The sequence below is a fragment of the Pseudoalteromonas sp. DY56-GL79 genome (assembly GCF_041414765.1).
Taxonomy (GTDB): Bacteria; Pseudomonadota; Gammaproteobacteria; order Enterobacterales; family Alteromonadaceae; genus Pseudoalteromonas; species Pseudoalteromonas piscicida.
In genome coordinates, this window is record NZ_JANHZS010000033.1 from 1 (window position 1) to 17,486 (window position 17,486).

At 42.0% G+C, this 17,486-nt stretch carries 16 protein-coding genes; 9 read left to right on the top strand and 7 right to left on the bottom strand.

Going from position 1 to position 17,486, the window contains the following annotated elements; translation table 11 throughout:
• Positions 1–501 precede the first annotated feature (501 nt).
• The 3 genes from NO992_RS20490 to NO992_RS20500 all read right to left on the bottom strand — a co-directional run bounded on the left by NO992_RS20490 (position 502) and on the right by NO992_RS20500 (position 2,079).
• Positions 502–789 (bottom strand): type II toxin-antitoxin system RelE/ParE family toxin, encoded by a 288-nt coding sequence (locus tag NO992_RS20490; RefSeq protein ID WP_371380185.1) that lies wholly within the window; start codon positions 787–789, stop codon positions 502–504.
• Entirely contained in the window at positions 786–1,067 is a 282-nt protein-coding gene (locus NO992_RS20495) for a type II toxin-antitoxin system Phd/YefM family antitoxin (RefSeq protein ID WP_010377832.1), read from the bottom strand. Before NO992_RS20495 ends, NO992_RS20490 begins: the two co-directional genes overlap by 4 nt.
• A gap of 313 nt (positions 1,068–1,380) precedes the next feature.
• Entirely contained in the window at positions 1,381–2,079 is a 699-nt protein-coding gene (locus NO992_RS20500; RefSeq protein ID WP_045963565.1) for a hypothetical protein, read from the bottom strand.
• A 332-nt stretch (positions 2,080–2,411) separates the two neighbouring features.
• Here NO992_RS20500 and NO992_RS20505 point away from each other — a divergent pair, with 332 nt between their 5' ends.
• A complete protein-coding gene (locus NO992_RS20505) occupies positions 2,412–3,020 on the top strand; it encodes a hypothetical protein (RefSeq protein ID WP_017216656.1) in 609 nt (202 codons plus the stop codon).
• Here the strand turns inward: NO992_RS20505 and NO992_RS20510 are convergent, their stop codons facing one another.
• Entirely contained in the window at positions 3,021–3,827 is an 807-nt protein-coding gene (locus tag NO992_RS20510; protein ID WP_371380189.1) for an aminotransferase class IV, read from the bottom strand.
• A gap of 107 nt (positions 3,828–3,934) precedes the next feature.
• Between NO992_RS20510 and NO992_RS20515 the strand changes: the two genes are divergently transcribed.
• Entirely contained in the window at positions 3,935–4,861 is a 927-nt protein-coding gene (locus tag NO992_RS20515) for a LysR substrate-binding domain-containing protein (RefSeq protein WP_371380191.1), read from the top strand.
• On the opposite strand, the gene NO992_RS20520 is transcribed toward NO992_RS20515, so the two are convergent.
• From NO992_RS20520 to NO992_RS20530, 3 genes are all read right to left on the bottom strand, one after another.
• Positions 4,823–5,443, bottom strand: a complete 621-nt coding sequence (locus NO992_RS20520; RefSeq protein ID WP_371380193.1) for a LysE family translocator — start codon at positions 5,441–5,443, stop codon at positions 4,823–4,825. The genes NO992_RS20515 and NO992_RS20520 overlap by 39 nt on opposite strands.
• A 104-nt stretch (positions 5,444–5,547) precedes the next feature.
• A complete protein-coding gene (locus NO992_RS20525) occupies positions 5,548–7,161 on the bottom strand; it encodes a PepSY domain-containing protein (protein ID WP_371380195.1) in 1,614 nt (537 codons plus the stop codon).
• Complete coding sequence (locus NO992_RS20530; protein WP_253106845.1) at positions 7,158–7,478, bottom strand: hypothetical protein; 321 nt, start codon at positions 7,476–7,478, stop codon at positions 7,158–7,160. Before NO992_RS20530 ends, NO992_RS20525 begins: the two co-directional genes overlap by 4 nt.
• 541 nt (positions 7,479–8,019) lie before the next feature.
• Between NO992_RS20530 and NO992_RS20535 the strand changes: the two genes are divergently transcribed.
• The 7 genes from NO992_RS20535 to NO992_RS20565 all read left to right on the top strand — a co-directional run bounded on the left by NO992_RS20535 (position 8,020) and on the right by NO992_RS20565 (position 17,264).
• On the top strand, positions 8,020–8,769 hold the full coding sequence (locus NO992_RS20535) for a substrate-binding periplasmic protein (protein WP_371380198.1): 750 nt from the start codon (positions 8,020–8,022) through the stop codon (positions 8,767–8,769).
• 115 nt (positions 8,770–8,884) lie between these two features.
• Positions 8,885–11,035 carry a DUF6351 family protein gene (locus NO992_RS20540; RefSeq protein ID WP_371380200.1) on the top strand — a complete coding sequence of 717 codons (2,151 nt, stop codon included), beginning with the start codon at positions 8,885–8,887 and terminating at the stop codon, positions 11,033–11,035.
• A 59-nt stretch (positions 11,036–11,094) separates the two neighbouring features.
• Positions 11,095–11,448: a gamma-glutamylcyclotransferase family protein gene (locus NO992_RS20545; RefSeq protein WP_371380202.1), complete on the top strand. Its 354-nt coding sequence runs from the start codon at positions 11,095–11,097 to the stop codon at positions 11,446–11,448.
• Positions 11,449–11,693: 245 nt separating this feature from the next.
• The gene (locus NO992_RS20550; RefSeq protein ID WP_371380204.1) at positions 11,694–14,030 is read left to right on the top strand and encodes a TonB-dependent receptor; all 2,337 of its coding nucleotides are present in this window, start codon (positions 11,694–11,696) and stop codon (positions 14,028–14,030) included.
• Positions 14,031–14,106: 76 nt separating this feature from the next.
• The gene (locus NO992_RS20555) at positions 14,107–15,234 is read left to right on the top strand and encodes an alkaline phosphatase family protein (RefSeq protein WP_371380206.1); all 1,128 of its coding nucleotides are present in this window, start codon (positions 14,107–14,109) and stop codon (positions 15,232–15,234) included.
• A complete protein-coding gene (locus NO992_RS20560; RefSeq protein WP_371380208.1) occupies positions 15,231–16,310 on the top strand; it encodes an alkaline phosphatase D family protein in 1,080 nt (359 codons plus the stop codon). Before NO992_RS20555 ends, NO992_RS20560 begins: the two co-directional genes overlap by 4 nt.
• Positions 16,311–16,508: 198 nt before the next feature.
• Positions 16,509–17,264, top strand: a complete 756-nt coding sequence (locus tag NO992_RS20565; protein ID WP_371380210.1) for a hypothetical protein — start codon at positions 16,509–16,511, stop codon at positions 17,262–17,264.
• The last annotated feature ends 222 nt before the right edge of the window (positions 17,265–17,486 follow it).

The window sequence follows — 17,486 nt, forward strand, 5'->3', positions numbered from 1 at the left end:
AGCCCAGCCCCAGTGCGATATCGACAGCTTACTGCCCTGGCATGTTAGCCTCCAGGTGTAGTTCGCCGTACGCTTACCTTTTTTACTTCACTTCCCCAGCTTGAATATCAATAGTGGTGGATGTCACTTATTTTCCCTCCTTATTTTCCCTCCTTATTTTCCCTCCTTATTTTCCCTCCTTATTTTCCCTCCTTATTTTCCCTCCTTATTTTCCCCCAGCTTGAATATCAATAGTGGTGGATGTCACTTATTTTCTTCAACTTATTTTCCCTTATTTTCCTCACAAGTAAAGGGCATTGGCGCAGTTCCCCCCAGTATTCAATAGGCTTTAAGCTTAAATTATCTGAAAAACGAGGGACTATATTCACTCAGAGACGGATGGATAAAAGTGCATTACCCAACCGGGTAATCTGTTAGATGAAACGCCCTGTACGGACCCGTATGCAGGGTGTTGTGGGGCTGAGGGCTAGATACCCTCGGCTACTCGATTATAAAACAGTTTTACACGTCATCTTCTGACAACATTTGACGACAATTACGAACTGTTAGTACGCGAATCTCATGGCTTAAGCTATAGATAATACGATAGTGATCAAAAATGATTTCACGATAGTTAGTATTGGGCATTTCAGGAACAAAACGCCCCATTTCAGGCATACTTCCAAGTAGTTCAGTTTTGTCAAAAACTTCGTTTACCCACTTTTCTGCCGCAGGTGGATTATCCAAAGAAATAAATTCCGCTGCATCTCCTAGCTTCTGAAGCGCTAATGGAGACCAAACTACTTTCATTTCTTAATGCGCCCCAGTGCTTGAGCACGAGCATCTTCATTGGAAACACCAAGCCCTGAAGCAAATTGAGCTTCAGCTGTGCGCATTTCTTCAAGTAATTCGATTTTCTCTTGCATTGCTTCATACTCTGCAACATCGAGAACAACAGCTACACCTTTACCACGTTGTGTAATGACCAATGGACGGCGAGTCTCATTGATTTGTTTGATGTAAGAAGCCACACCTGAGCGAAATTCAGATAACGGCTGAATATCTTGATCGAAATGAATACGACTCATATTGAACTCCAATTGGTACAAAATAACGTACAAATAATAGTTCAACTAACCGTTTTGAGCAAGGAGTTGATTCTGTGTTATAGACATAATGACTCCCACACGGTGTTAGCCTTCGCTTTTAGTGGGTTAGCTTAATAGAACGTGCGCTTTGTGGAACAAAAGTAACGTTGACGACCGTCTTTTGTTCGCTCAAAACGTATGTCAGATAAAGTCTAGCCCCGTTCTTTTTAAACGGTGAGATTCGGGTATGGGCTACTACATTTTTTACCTGGTAAAAAGTGCAGATCCCAGCAAACAATAATGTTCACGGCAATCAAGTCGCGCCAGTTACTGGCATATCCGAATCAAAGCCAACACTGGTAAACAGGCTATCTAATTCAAGCTCAAAATCTTTGCGATTAACATCCAACGCTTTTAATGTTGTTCCGCCAAGTAACGCCTCTTGGCCCTTCTCTAGGCGTGCATGTAAACTGGCAATTACCGCACGAATGCGATCTCTATCTTGCTGTGCCAATGCTTTTTGACTTTCAGTTTCATGGTCAAGCTTTGCTAACATTTCCAACCGCTCAGAGAGCTCCTTGTACGCTAAAAAATCTAGCTCTAAATTTTTAAACAGTAATTGCTGCGCTTGGTCTTTACTGCTGATATCAACCTTTACGGGTCTTGTCATCATATCAGCCAGCAACGCTCGGAGCTTTTCGTAAGCAGCCTCATCATGAGAGGCGATGCTTGTAAGGTCGAATAGTATTTCATGATCTGCAAATTGGAACTGCAGTAGCGCTTCACTTTTGTCATGTTGCGACGTTTCGCTAGCCGAGCCATTGCTCATGGCATTCATAAAGTTTTGTTTAAAGGTGTGAGCACGCCCCCCACCAGCAGCAAGGCGATTGTCATTTGCTGTAAGCTGATTATGAGCGCTCGGGATCACTAACTTCTCTCGCTCTACAGGTGAAAAGTTCAGTGAAGTAGGCTCTATGAGCGATACTTGATGTCCAGTTAAAAACGTTGGCATTGGGCAAGTCTAAAAAAACAATCTCGGTGCTAGACCTTTGCAAGCATTATTCCAAATAAATATTTTCAACAATCAGCCGATGAATTCATATCAATAGCCACTGAACACGGAAATATTTCATTTTCTTAAATAACTCGTACAGCTTCATGGGCAATTCATTGCCGCTTAGGTACGTTAGGTTGCCCTATTTGAAGGCTAAATGGCAACAAGTCTACTGCTGAACAAATTGCAAAGCCCGTACTTAAAAAAGAAACGCCGCAATAGCAACGAAAGCGGAATTTGGTATAAACCTTGCTGTATAAATATCAACCACCCAATGGATGTGCTTAATCATGAAATTGACGAAGGAAGAATTACAATTCATTAACCGAACCCTAGCCGGTAATCGCGTTGCAGGCTCGCTATTGCCGGAAGCTAGGGATCAAAAACAGCAAACTCACAGTGAGATTAAAAAGTTACTTGCGAGTATTTCAAATAGTTCTCAGTTTAGTCTCGTTGCCAAAAATGCCAACGAGCAGGTCGAGTTTCCACTTAGCGACCTGTCGGCATTGATGGAGATTTTAGACAACAACTTAGAAGCACCTAATATCGTGGAAGCCGCTAACTCTAGTGCGCCACGTAGCTGGCGTACCTGCCCATCAACGCCGGTCAGATTTAGATTGTCTCCTCAAATGATGCCGTTTAACATGGTCTCCATATCCCAATCTGGTGGACTGATTAATACTTTTCCCTACCAAGCAAATGCAATCCAAATTAATGTGATCAGTCGGATAGCTAAATTATATCTTGCTGACCCTATTCCACTGTTTGCAAACGTCCACTCAATAAAAGTGGCAAGCCCGCTGGAGCTCGCCGTATCCTTTGCAATGAATAAAACCGATAACGAAAAACTCAAAGCATTTATTCTTCATAACTACATACAGCGCAAAGGGTTAGATTAGTTAGACCAAGCTAGTCACAGGCGCCTTATCGTGTAACGTTCGTAGTAATGTATAAAAGTCTTGGTTTAGATTTAGCTGTATACCATCAAGCGCAGCAACCGGAACACAGGGTGTCCAAGAGTTGAGCAGTGCAAGCCCCTCTAGCTGAGCTATTTCACTGATTGAAATATCAACACTTCTTTGCTTTATACCGGTTTGATGCGCCATTGCTTCTATTGTTTGCATCATAGTACCGTGTAATTTGGCCCCTTTTGGCCAAACTAACCCTTCGCCATCCCAGCCAACAAGATTCCAAATACTGCCTTCCAATACTCGATTGTCATGAACGAAAAGTGCGTCGTCAAACCCGGCTTTGTTTGCTTCACGCAAAAAATAAGTTTTTGCGATTTCACCTACATGTTTAATGTCAGCAAGTGGGCGCTGATAATCATAAGATTTAAGGCTCATCGTCCCCGCTGGACCATCATGTGCAGCACTTGTTTTAATCATAATATTGAGATCCGCATCTTTTGATTTTTGCGTAAATTCACCATCTGAACTAAATACCGTGATTAAGATTGAGCCATCCTTTGGAGCTTCCTTTACCGCAGCTTGTAGCTGCTCTACCACATCAGTCTCTTTCAACTCCATTGAAAATATTTTTTGTGAAGCTTGCCGTAACCTTGCAATATGAAACTCAAATCCTTTTACTCCATATTCTCGCATTTGCATTGCAGTAAAATGTGCATGCCCTGCAAATGCCAGATTTTCTAACTCCTCTATTTTCGCTACATTACCATTGATAAAAGTAGAAAACTTATCTTTCATTTCACTAGTCCAAATACCTCTGTGTGGTATTATTCTCTCGAAACTAGGGGGTTTTGAAAAACGAATAGTTTTTTCAAACACTACAAATTTAATTTGCAGGGTATTAAATGAAGTACTTAAGTGGTTCTCTCTTACAAATCTTAGATGCAAGCTTGCGGCTTAACAACTTTTCAAAAGTAGCAGAAGAACTTGGACTTACATCTGCAGCCGTGAGCTACCAAGTTAGACAACTTGAAAGTCGACTTGGTTTTTTGTTATTTACACGACAAAGTGGAGGTCTTGAAGTGACCAAAGAAGGGCAACTCATTTGCCAACAAGCTTCTAAGTCGCTTACACAAATGCACTCGGCAATAGCGCAAGCAAAGCAGCTCAACCAAGGTAATAAAACATTACGCATTACCGCCAGTACGCGCTTTGCCACTCAACTACTGTTACCTAATTTAGCTCGTTTTAAATCATCAAACCCTGATATCAACATTGAAATCGATATTTCGGATAAAATACGACCATTGGTACAGAGCGACTTTGATATTGCGATACGCTTTTGTGATGGTGTGTTGGAAGGAGCTGTTGAAATAAAAAAATTGATGAGTACCAGCCTTATCGCCGTCTGCAACAAGGCTTTTTGGCAACAGCATCAAGCCTTGTTGGAAAATCCTAAAACATTTCCTCAATTTTTGTTGTGTTCAGTTAAGTGTCGCGTCGGTTCTTTAGAGTGGCCTAGTTGGTCAACTTGGTACGAAAGCATCACCAACAACGAGCTCAGCAGTTTTGAACAAATTTCGTTCGATGAAATGACACAAGTGATCCAGTATATACAAGATGAGAATGCAATTGGCCTAGTTGAGCCTAAACTGGCTACTAGAGAAATTTCTAGTGGTCGATTAGTTCAGCTTGATAAGCGCGAACTGGCGATCCCCGCTCCCTATGCATATTATGCGATCATCCCTGATGGGCGCAAAGATAGAGCGCCGACCAAGAAGTGCTTACAATGGCTACAAGGATTGGTAAATCACTCGCATGGCAAGCAGTAAAAAGGCACAGCCCAGTATTTTATCAATCACAGCACGTTTGGCCGTTAAATCGAATTTATCTCTTGCTGAAGCACTCAAAATTGAGACAATAAAATACCACAACGCATCTATCGTTAGCACGGTGATACACATGATAAAACCTACCGTTAGTGTCATCTTTTCTGGGTCGATAAACTGCGAAAAGAGTGCGACGAAGAAAATAGCCAATTTCGGATTCAAAAATGCAATTGCAAAACCATCCTGCGCAGCGTTGGCATACGACGTTGCTGCTTGAAACTGTGATACCGCTAACCCTTGGCTCTTACTCATTAAGATTTTTATCCCCATCCATGCCAAGTAGGCAGCACCACCGTAAACCAAAAATTGGTATACAATCGGAAATTGATGAATGAGCCCTGACAACCCTAAGATTGCTAGGCTGGCATAAATTCCAACTCCCAAACCATGCGCAAGGCTTGCGACGATACCATGTTTGGCACTATGAAATAGGCTATAACGCAAGACAACCGCTAAACTTGGGCCTGGTGACATCGCACCAAAAGCACAAATAGCAGCAAGGCTTAACCAAGCTGTAAGCTCCATAATTTTTCCGTAGAGAATTGCAAAGCGAGTAGGATAACAGATTTGAAAAAATAGATGACACTTTGTAAGTAAAAAGGAGCTACTCGCCCCTTTTTACATTTTTACTACGCTGACTGCGTTTGTAATTCACATTCGCTTTGATGTTGACCAATAAACCAAATGCTATTGGCTTCGCCATAGTAAGCTCTATGCTTTGTCTTATCTGCCATTCGCCAAAAAATAACACCTAAGATCATAGCAGTTAACTCCAAACCAATAGAGGACCAAGCTGTCGCAGGCCAAATGCCAAGACTTGGGATTGCAAACACAATGACTGAAGTCAGTGGCAACGAGAAGCACAAAATGGCAATCGCCCTTTGTGACCAAATTGCCGTTTTACTCATACCGATAACGAATGCCGCAATCAAGGTAAACCCAAAACACAGATAATAGACCCACATATACACAACATTAATGTTCATTGTGGTCAACGCAGTCCATTTTGTTACGGCAAACGCCGCGGCTACACCCAATAATGAGCCCATTGCCACGCCAATAGTTAATTTACCCATCACTCGGCTTGATTTTGATTGCTCTGGCTGTTTTTGCTTACGGCGCTTCTCAAGCCACAATAAGTTACCTGTATAAAACAGCACTGCGCCTAAAATCCCCATAATAAAATAAGCCCAGCGTCCAAATTCACCACCGTAACTCCCAAAGTGAAGACCGAATAACGTGGTAACCACCGCCCCCCAGATACCTTGATCGCCGTTCATAACACTGCTTGTAGAAATCTCAAACGTATAAGGATTCATAAACAAAAAGTCTGTGTTAGGTCCGCGCATTAAGTGCTCATCACTTACGAGTTGTATAGAAGCTGAAGGTCCTTTGCTATTTAAGCGACTGAGGGTAATTTCTTTAATTTGATGTTCAGGTGCATAAGCACGTGCCTTTTCCATGATTTCTTCAATGCTGGGTAAGTTCTCAACTTTAAACTCAACCGCTGACGGCGCTTCACGCCCAAATAGTGGTTTATCACCGTAAAGTTTGCCTAGACCATCGTATAAGAAATCATGAAATGCGAATACAATCACCGTAATCGCGATAATAATATGAAACGGTAGGCTGGTGATCCCAATTAAGTTATGCGTATCTAACCAAAAACGGCTAGCCCCTTTTTTGTCTCTTAACGCAAAGAAGCTCTTCACTAGGGTTGGCAATAAGAAGATCACCCCAGATACCAGTGCTAAAAAATACAAGATTGCAGCTATTCCAAGTACATAAACTCCAGCATGGTCGTGACCGATTTCACCTACAATACCTGCGCTGCGGTGAAGGTAATCAACCAATGACGACAACTCATTGATATAGCTGGTATGGGCTTCAAGCTCACCGGACTCATTCAATGTACCATGCCATAGCTGCTTATCTAAGCTTAACCCTCTCGCATTACCTTGTTGGTACCACGTAATGGGAGATTGTCCTTCCTCAAAACTGACTTTAATCCCGTTTTGTGACTCTGGATATTGTACGAAAGCACGTCGGAGCAACTCATCGTACTGGGTGGTTTCTACTTGCGACAATTGATGGGAAGGAGGCGTAGCCCATTTATCGATACTGCTCGCAAACATCGTAATAGCACCAGCAAAGAATCCGATAAACAGCAGCAATCCTGTGGTGATCCCCGTCCAAGTATGAACGCTCTGGTAAATCCTTAAAATATCAGCGCGGATCTTCATGCCATCCCTCTTACAAAATACAATAATACATACACAACGATATTCGCCCCACCCAACCAAAGTACTGCTTGCTTATAATTTTTAAACATAAATACAAAGCTTAAAATTAACAGCCAAATAGGTGAAACCATCCACATATTGAACTGGGTGCGCCAACTGTGCTTCTCGACACTTATAGTTTGAGTTAGGCCATCGCTACCAAGCCAAGCGAAAAGGCCAACTAGACCAAAACTCAACGCTAGGCCTAAAATAATACCTGCCAGCGTTTTACCTAACCAATCGGGTTGAACCTTTTCGACTTGTGACAACCGGCTCATTGTGATTTCCTAAAAAGTATTAAGATGGTGAAGGGAATAAGCGCGGTAAGCACCATGACACCGATAAGCCAACTAAATACGACCGCTGCACCTGCAAAAATTTGTATTGCAAAAATGAATGTAATTGCCAGAAGAATGTAGCCAGCAGATCTGGCATTGTTTGGCAGAGGTCGCTTTAACAAGCGCTGATGCTTGTTTGTGCAGTAAATTAACGTAATTGCAAGGCTCAGAAGAGCGACAAAAAACACACTTAACAAGGTAAAACTCCGTTTTACAATTAGATTGAGGATTAAGGTGAGGTTAAGATTATAACTAATGTTTTATTTTCAGCAACACAAAATACAATTGATATGATAATCATTTTTATTACATAAAAAGTTATAGTGAATATCCTGATACTTCTGTGTGCAAAGGCATGTTAATAGCAGCCACATTGAATTGATTTTTGTATAAACATGAAACGCCCATAATATGTTCTTTTGTTGCGCTTTTTCCAATCTATCATTACGCTTAGAGAAGGTAATTTAGGATAAACGCACTGATGCAAATTGTTCTCTTATTGCTACTCGCCCTACTTAGTACCAGTGCACTTGCAAAAACGGATAGTCGTGCGGTACACATTTGCTTTGAGCGGTGGTGGCCTTACAGCTTTGTTAATGAGCAAAAACAAGTTCGGGGCATAGAGGTTGATATAATTAAATCAGCACTTATTGGCACTCCCTATCGAGTGACATTTCATGAACTTCCTTATCGTCGCTGTTTAGCAGGCGTTGCCGATGGTACTTTTGATTTTACTTTACATGTGGATGAGGCCGATGGCTTTCCAATCATTGATGTGTCATTCACCACTTGGCTGCTCTCTCTTGCGGTAAAACAAGGTCGCTTCAGCAACCCTGATGACTTTTATCAACTTGCCGCCCCAAGAGTCATGATCTCAGAGGATTACAGCTACCCGGAAGCGGCTGTACAAGGGCTGAAAAAAATCAACGCAGCCATTGTCAGCCGTTCATTTTATGAGCAAAACCATGACGACGGCAAAAAGTTTTTTAGCGTACTCAATAACAACAGAGTTGATGCAATTTTAGTCGATAAAGTGTGGGCTTTAGAGATGATCCGCCGCCATCAACTCGAAGTCACTTTTCTACCGCGTCCTTTTCATGCTGAGCAGCAATTTATGGGATACAACATCGCTAACCAAGCGATGGCGAAGCGTATCGAATCGCTCTTAGAAAAGGTTTCGGATAAAACAATTAAAACTATTGAGATTAAATACTTAGGCGATGATTTTTAATTCCTAACGCAATAATTTCATGTTCAAATAACAAACAAATAACCACACTGCGATGATCTAGTTCTACACTTATAATATCCGTTTATCCATTTGCCTCGCACTCGAAGGAGCTCATATGAAGTCCTTATTTTCTTGGCTCACCGCATTATTATCTTTGATTATTCTTGGCGCTTGTGGTTATTGGTTTTGGCTAACGAGTGAGCAAGAAGAAATATACAGTGTAGAAAAAATAGCAAACAGCGAAAGCAATCCTATCATTGAGTTTTATCCGCATATTTCAAAAGTTACAAGACCCGTCGATACCTTCGTATTTCCGATTGCGATAGGAGATATTGGTCCTAATACCAACCTATACTCTGGCCCTAACCAATATCCTTTTTACTGTATGACTCTCGACTCTGGCCTTGGTCAGCCAGAGATAGATAACCACGCGGGACTCGGAGTGCCGGTGATGGATGAGCAATCAAACCAAGTACTTGGTTTTAGTAAAGATTGCATGGCAAAAACACGGTTACGCTACTTTGCGATAACCTCTGACAATCAAATCAAGCAGTTAGACAAGGGAAACAAAGCGATAGACACAAGCTTACTGTTGCGCGTCGAGCAAGGCACCATAAATCGCTTCATTTATACCATAGTGATGCCAATCACAGTTGACGAAATGGGTGATAGACAGGCAAAGTCTCAATGGAATAACCGACTTATCTACCAATTTAATGGTGGTTCTGGGATTGGCTTTAGACAAGGCAGGCAAAAACCGGAGCGTGTGATAGATAGACAGCTTGAGCAGTTAAAGCTTGGCTACGCAGTTATAAGCTCTAGTGGCAATAAAACCAGCTACACCTACAACATGTTATTAGCCGAAGACACGGCAAGACGGGTGAAAAAGCAATTTACTAGTTTGTACGGAGAGCCGCTCTATACGGTCGGAATTGGCGGCTCTGGCGGTGGACTCGCACAATATTTGATTGCACAAAATAGCCAAGGGATCTTAGATGGCCTTATCCCACTTTATAGTTACCCTGATATGATCACCCAAACCACTTACGCGTTAGATTGTGATTTACTAAATAACTACTTTACTTTTAGAGCTAATGACAGAAAAGCATGGCGTGATTGGACCCGCCGCCGTCATATTGAAGGCATGAATGCAATTAACGACTTTCCGCAAAGGGCTGGTTTTTTGCAACCACTCAACCAATTAATGTCAGGATTTGTGCCTTCCTTCCCTGATGGCAATAGTGAATGTATTAATGGCTACTTTGGATTATCTACTTTTATTAATAATCCAAGGCAAGGGTTTTTAAGGGCCTTTTTTGAGGATGAGGTAGTAGAGAGAACAAACTGGAGTTACTGGCAGGACATGGCCAACGTATTTGGCACGGATCAATCAGGCTTAGGATTAAGCACTTGGGATAACGAAGGCGTTCAATATGGACTAGAAGCATTAAAGGCTCAGCAAATCACAATGGCTGAATTTATTGATCTCAACAAAAAAATAGGCGGATGGAAGCCCCAAAACCAAATGCAACAAGAAGAAATTGTATTACCGTTTGGCCACAAAGTACCTATTTGGCTCACTCTTTGGGGCAATCATAATATCACCACGCCAGATGATAATGGTGTCGCACCGAGGCACAGCGGTAACCTTGCGGCGATGGAAAAAGCATATCGCTCTGGACAGGTATTTATTGGCAAAGTTGATATTCCCATCATTGACGCCAGACATTATCTTGAGAATGAGCTAGATATGCATCATATGTCTGCTTCATTTTATACGCGATTGAGAATGTCCGCCGCAGATTCAAACCCAGAGAATCAAGTGATTTGGGTCGCACATCAAGCATTTAATCCAACTCAGCTCGCATTTGAAAAAATGGATGAATGGTTACTCAACCTCAAAGCACAGCCAAATTTATCCGTTGCAGACGCAAAACCGAAGACACTTGCTGATACGTGTTTCGACGAACAAGGTAAAGTCATCGCCAGCGGCAAAGCAGTGTTTAATGGTATCTGGAATAACCAGCCGCAAGGGACCTGTACCGCTAGATATCCGATGTTTTCTACCAGCAGAATTCAAGCCGGTGCAAACTGGGCTGGTGATATATTTAAGTGTCATAAAATATCGATTGAAGAGGCGCTTGCCAAACGGATCTACGGGGATGTAGATATCTCAACGCAACTCACCACACTTAAACAAATTTATCCAAAAGGCGTATGCGATTATAGCCAGTCCGATATGGGTAGACCGCAAGATCTTGATTGACCGTGAAAATGTCGCAGCTTAGACTTAGACCTCGCAGGAGAGCAACGGATTAGAATTAAGTGATGCAAGCATTATTTTCATACGGCACATTGCAACAGGAGCAAGTGCAACTAGATACGTTCGGCAGACGCTTAGAAGGCGAGAAAGCGGTACTTTGTGGATTTAAAGTAGGCCAAGTTAAAATAACGGATCCTGCTGTTATCATCAGTAGTCAAATGGATATTCATCCCATTCTAATCGCGACAGGTAATGTAGAGGATGAAGTCAAGGGCACTGTATTTTTAATCACTGAAGCTGAATTAGCTCATGCAGATGAGTACGAAGTGGATGACTATCAACGTATTTCAGCAACACTAAGCTCGGGAAGAATCTGCTGGATTTACTCGGCAGCTCCCAATGCCCAATTAATTTAGTTCCTAACTAATCCTCGAGTTATTCGTTGTGAATAACTCCGCTTTTCCTTTGTTTGCTATTCAGAGTCACTCTCAAATATAGATCTTACGTCCCACGAATAAAATACAAATATGCCCTGTGTCTTAATTCTTTAAACTTTTATTAATTGAACGTTCAATAAAAATGGCCTGAATTGTCATAAAAGCTCCCCATACTTGCGCCGACTCTTTCAGCGATCACAATTAACCTAGAAGTTGGAACAATTATGAAAACGCAACGCAAGCTAAACCTGATCACTACCGCACTATTATCCACCCTAGCAATTAACGCCTACGCTAACGATGACAAGACTAAAGACGATAAAGTCATTGAAGAAGTTACGGTTGTTGGACAAAGTGTTTCCTTTGCAAATAACGCAACAAGTGACGAAATGAGCAAGCAACAGTCTGCTATGACATCAGCTTTGGCTGTTATCGATAATTTACCTGGTGTACTCATCAACGAAGGGGATACATTTGGTTCTGACGACTGGTCAACCACCGTTTCTATTCGTGGCTTTCAGCTGAGTTTAGACGAGCAGCAAATCGGTATTACGGTTGATGGCATTGCCAATGGTAACTCAAACTATGGTGGTGGTGCGAAAGCAAACCGCTACATTGATACTGAAAACTTGGGTGCAGTGCAAGTATCTCAAGGTACCGCTGATATTGCCTCACGCTCCAATGAGGCATTGGGTGGTACACTTAACTTCACAACCATTGACCCCACTGAAAAACAAGGCTTAACGCTCTCTATCACCAGTGGTGACTTTGAAGCTCAAAAGTACTTCGCTCGTTATGAAACCGGTGAAATAATTGAGAATACCTATGCTTGGATCAGCGTTTCTAGCTCAAGTAACTCAGACTGGATCCAACAAGTCGCGAATAATGAACGCGACCATTTAGCCGCTAAAATAAAACACCAAAATGGCCCACTGACGGTAAAAGCTTATGCATCTTATGACGATGTGGTTGAAGCAAACTACCAACGTGTAAGCCAAGAACAATTTGAAGCAGATCCAGCATGGGATAGACTAACGGATACTATCACCGGTATTCCACATATAGACCAAGTATACCGCAATGGCTGGCGTACGCACCGCGAAAACATTTTCGGCTACATAGAAGCAACCTATGAACAAACTAATTGGGCACTAACGAGTAATGTCTATTATCACACCAATGAAGGTCGTGGTGATTGGGTTCCTCCCTATTTAGTTGATATCAACAACGACGGATTAAATCAGCCTCATTCAGAAGTAACAGGTACTGCGCCTTATACTGGCGGTAGTCCTATCGGACGCATTTACTTCGTTGATAGCGAAGGTAAAGCACTAAAACCAAATGCAAAATGTACCTCAAGCCTGACTTTCCCATACGGTGGTGCTGACGAAGAGTATGATCCGGCATGTTATGGTGCAGGCGCAATTCCGGTAGGCTCTTATCGACATACGCACTACGGTAAAGACCGTCTCGGGATCAATGCTGATTTTACTTTCTACGGTAAAATTGCCGATATGAATAACACCATTCGCGCAGGGTTTTGGTATGAAGACTACCAACGTGAAGAATGGCGAGATTGGCACAAGCGTATTGATGCTCGAGTCTCTACTAATTTTGATCATACGCCATATTGGATCCAATATAGCCGTGAGTTTAATGTCGATACAACCATGCTCTACATTGAGGATGAATTAGACTTTGGCTTGGCTCGACTGCGTGTTGGCGCCAAGAAATTCTTGGTCGAGTTAGAAGGTCTCGACAAGTTTAGCGGTCAAAAAGTGGCGCTAGACTCAGACTCTGACGCATTGCTAAGCGCAGGGATCGTCGCCCCTATGCCAATCGAAGGCCTAGAGTTATTTGCAGGCTATGCCGAAAACTTTGCAGCTATAAAAGACAACGTACTAGAACGCGAAGCCTCTGCACTTGAACAAATCGAGCCTGAAACTGCTGAAAATATTGATTTAGGTTTTAGGTATTCATCTACCGAATTTAATGCCAGCCTGACCTACTATGATGTAACGTTTGATAACCGAATTAGTTTTATTGCTCCAGATTCACCAGATGGTATTGATTATCTGATTGGCACTAATGGTTCATATGTGAATGTTGGTGGTATCGAGTCGAGCGGTTTTGAAGCTTCTGCAACTTGGTATGTAACAAACAGCTGGGGGATTTATGCATCATATACATATAACGATTCCACCTACACGGGTGGTTTGAATGACTTCCCGGCGGGTAACACAGTATTTGGCTCTGCAGAAGATTTAGCTGTTATTTCTATTGATTGGGCTGAGGGGCCATATTTCGCGGGTCTTTCAACGAAATGGGTGGGCGAACGTTACATGGATGCGAAGAATACTCAAAGAGTCGATAGCTATATGACTTCAGATTTTTATGCCGGTGTTGCGATTGATTCACCGCTATCTGGTGTTGAAAATATGGAACTAAGATTAACTATCAATAACCTAACTGATGAAAGTTATTTGGGTGGTATTGCAGGTCAATCTGCATGGATAGGTGCTCCACGCACCGCTGCTGTGAACTTTAAGCTCACTTTTTAATAATAAAAACAAGTAAATAAGGGCACTTCAGTGCCCTTTTTACACAGATACGCCCTAATGTGGATTGGGAGATAAAATGAAGCGTGCAATGTGGTTATTCATACTCACTTTTAGTGTATTTACTCAAGCAAAGCAAAGTGATCCGAACCTTATTCTGGTTACAATAGATGGTGTGAGATGGCAAGAAGTGTTCTACGGATTGGATAATCAGTTAGTTACCGATAAAGAATCAACAAGCGATCCAAAAGCGCTAAATACACTTTTTCAAGGGCACAACGCTCAACAAAGCCGTGAAAAGCTAATGCCATTCTTATGGCAATACGTGGTCGAAAACGGCGTCATTCTCGGCGATAGAAAACAAAACTCAACAATGCGAGTTTCCAATCCATGGTATTTTTCATACCCGGGTTACAACGAGGTAATTACTGGTATTGCCGATCCCAATATTGACTCAAATGACAAAAACCCGAACCCAAATATATCGTTTTTAGAATGGCTGCAATCTCAGCCTAGTTTCGAGCCAAACCTTGCCGTGTTTGGTAGCTGGGACGTGTTCCCTGCGATTTTTAATAGTGAAAGGAGCAAATTGCACATAAACGCTGGATTTGAAATTGCAAAACACACAACTAATCCCAAGCTGCAATTTTTAAATGAATTACAAGAGCAAGTTCCGAGCCCCTGGTCTTCAGTGCGCTTAGATGCCTTTACGTATCAATATGCAAAAGCCTATCTTCAAACCCAAAAACCAAGAGTGATGATGCTAGCACTTGGCGAGCCAGATGATTATGCGCATGGTGGAAACTACGACGAGTACATCAAAGGTATTCACCGTGCTGATAAAATATTGGCCGACTTATGGCAAACCTTACAAGCAATTCCGCAATACAAAAACAACACCTACCTACTCATTACTACCGATCACGGCCGAGGTATGGATCGTGAGGATTGGAGACACCACTCATCAAAAGCAGCGATTGAAAAGAACTACCCAAGCATGCTTGAGAAGCAGCCTGAGGGGATCGTAGGTTCTGAGCAAGTTTGGTTTGCAGCAATCGGACCCAAAATAAAAGCTAAAGGATTAGTGTTCCCAAAGCAAGAGCAAACCTTGTCGCAAGTTACCGCGACTGCGCTTCAATTACTCGGACAAAACCCTTCTACCTTTAACCCCAAGATAGCACCGCCGCTTGAAGGCATCGCGAAATGATCAAACTAAAACGAGCTAAACTCGCTAAGCGCAAGCATTTCACTTGTCTCATGCTATTTCCTTTAATGACGTTTGTTGCAATGAACGTGTATGCCAATGAGCAAGCCACTTTGTCAACAATTCGCTTTGGTTCATGTTCTCATCAAGATAAACCTATGCCTATATTAGCGGCAATTAATAAAGAGAACCCAGAGCTATTTATCTTTCTCGGAGACAACATCTATGGTGACACCACGGATATGGATGTGCTTAAGAAGAAATATGAAAAGCTTAACGCAAACGCGGCTATACAAGAATTACGGCAACAATCTCAAATTATCGCCATTTGGGACGACCATGACTACGGTGAAAATGACGCAGGTTTGGAATATTCTCAAAAAGAAGCCTCACGAAAGATCATGTTAGGCTTTTGGCATGAGCCTGCAAACTCTTTGCGACGCACTAGAGACTCCGGAATTTATACCTCGTATGAATATGGCCAAGGAAATCAGCTAATTCGCGTCATTATGCCCGACTTGAGATGGAACCGACCGGCGTTAACGTCAGTATCAAAATCAGAGTACGACAACAAACGTAAGCCAAAAAATAGGGGACCGTATAGCCCGGTTCCAAATACGAGTATGCTGGGTGATCAGCAGTGGCAATGGCTTGAGTCTGAGTTAAAAAAACCTGCCGCTATTCGAATTATCGCCTCTAGTCTACAATTATTACCCGAATTTACTGGGTGGGAAGCTTGGGCCAACTACCCTACTGATAGATCACGCCTTCTGAACTTCATCACGCGCGAAAAACTTGGTGGCGTTATCATTATTAGCGGTGATACACACTGGGGTGAAATTTCGAAGGTAGTACACCAGGACTACCCTTTTTGGGAAGTCACCAGCTCGGGGCTTACAGAAGAGCGGAAACAAGTCAGCCCAAATCAACACCGAGTGTCTGGGTTTACTCATGATGTGAACTATGGGTTCATCGATATTGATTGGTCTCAACCAGATCCCACAATCACAATTGGCTTAAAAGATGTGGAAGGTAAAGAAGTGATGTCAAATATGCTTAAGCTATCTGATATTCAATAAACACCGCCAGTTAAGTCAGATACCTCCATTGTTTCTTCATATTTACACAATAATATGACAGCGTTTTTATCTAGGAACACGGAGGTTCCCTTTCTACTTTACATCACCACAAATTGTTATAATTTGTTAAACCCTATTCTAGAAACATTAAAATAGCGCTACACTCTTTTTGCACATATTGAAGAAAAGGAAATATTCGTGAAACGAGCCAGCGTTTTATCGAGCTGCATTGCTTTAGCATCAATAATTGGTTGTTCAACTGAATCAACACAATCAGATGTAGTAAAAACAGAAGGGATTTGGGCAGATATTCGTGTTACTTCAAATGCTGAAGGCTCCCGAGTTGTTACTGAGTTCAATTTAAACAGTAGTTCTGGTGCGAACGTCATTCTTTCTGATGGAGATAGTGTTAGAGCAACACTCGGTAATGAAAGAAAGATATTGGTAAAGGATAACGACCTATTCGATGTCGATTATCAGGGTTATTTTACAGCAACCGCAAAGAATTCTGAGCTAACACTTGAGTTCATTCGTGATAAAGAGAATGAAAAATTAACCTCTAGAGTGAAACTTCCTGCACCAATAAAACTTTACGCTCCAGTTTCTGAACGATTCAACCGTAATGATGACATTTTGGTCGAGTGGAGAGAGGAGAGTGACATCACTACCAAGCTTTTTCTCGAATTTAAATCGTTTTGTACAAAGACGACTGGCGACTCAAGCCTTATAAGCTTCGAATCTGAAATACTAGAGTCTGGTGGGCAATATAAAATTCTATTGAGTGAATTTGCAGGCTTTGATGATGACACACTGGATAAAACAAAGCCATGCGACACGACTGTAACATTGTTCCGTACCCGAAGAGGCGCTATCGATACCAAATTTAAATCTGGCAGTCGAATAAATGCCATTCAGGAAAAACAATCTGAAAAGTTCCAAATTACTCTTAACTAGTTAATTTCAATAACTTTCCCCCTCTTCTAAAAGTTATTTTAAAAAACTAATTAAGAGTAAACATAGCCCAAAGCTCTCGCAAGAGAGCTTTTTCTTTAATGTTTATCCCATCCCTCATATGTACTTTCCGATTCAAAGCAGATAAAGATTTCCAATAAGTTATTGAAGAAGCTTGCCTTGCATCAAAATGTCTCCATCATGAAACACGCTGGTACTGGGTGG

What these genes read in the sequence shown, in the direction of transcription:
- NO992_RS20490 (WP_371380185.1), bottom strand. Translation starts at nt 789, where the DNA reads ATGAAAGTAGTTTGGTCTCCATTAGCGCTTCAGAAGCTAGGAGATGCA.
- NO992_RS20500 (WP_045963565.1), bottom strand. Translation starts at nt 2,079, where the DNA reads ATGCCAACGTTTTTAACTGGACATCAAGTATCGCTCATAGAGCCTACT.
- NO992_RS20550 (WP_371380204.1), top strand. Translation starts at nt 11,694, where the DNA reads ATGAAAACGCAACGCAAGCTAAACCTGATCACTACCGCACTATTATCC.
- NO992_RS20505 (WP_017216656.1), top strand. Translation starts at nt 2,412, where the DNA reads ATGAAATTGACGAAGGAAGAATTACAATTCATTAACCGAACCCTAGCC.
- NO992_RS20540 (WP_371380200.1), top strand. Translation starts at nt 8,885, where the DNA reads ATGAAGTCCTTATTTTCTTGGCTCACCGCATTATTATCTTTGATTATT.
- NO992_RS20530 (WP_253106845.1), bottom strand. Translation starts at nt 7,478, where the DNA reads ATGAGCCGGTTGTCACAAGTCGAAAAGGTTCAACCCGATTGGTTAGGT.
- NO992_RS20520 (WP_371380193.1), bottom strand. Translation starts at nt 5,443, where the DNA reads ATGGAGCTTACAGCTTGGTTAAGCCTTGCTGCTATTTGTGCTTTTGGT.
- NO992_RS20515 (WP_371380191.1), top strand. Translation starts at nt 3,935, where the DNA reads ATGAAGTACTTAAGTGGTTCTCTCTTACAAATCTTAGATGCAAGCTTG.
- NO992_RS20495 (WP_010377832.1), bottom strand. Translation starts at nt 1,067, where the DNA reads ATGAGTCGTATTCATTTCGATCAAGATATTCAGCCGTTATCTGAATTT.
- NO992_RS20510 (WP_371380189.1), bottom strand. Translation starts at nt 3,827, where the DNA reads ATGAAAGATAAGTTTTCTACTTTTATCAATGGTAATGTAGCGAAAATA.
- NO992_RS20525 (WP_371380195.1), bottom strand. Translation starts at nt 7,161, where the DNA reads ATGAAGATCCGCGCTGATATTTTAAGGATTTACCAGAGCGTTCATACT.
- NO992_RS20560 (WP_371380208.1), top strand. Translation starts at nt 15,231, where the DNA reads ATGATCAAACTAAAACGAGCTAAACTCGCTAAGCGCAAGCATTTCACT.
- NO992_RS20555 (WP_371380206.1), top strand. Translation starts at nt 14,107, where the DNA reads ATGAAGCGTGCAATGTGGTTATTCATACTCACTTTTAGTGTATTTACT.
- NO992_RS20535 (WP_371380198.1), top strand. Translation starts at nt 8,020, where the DNA reads ATGCAAATTGTTCTCTTATTGCTACTCGCCCTACTTAGTACCAGTGCA.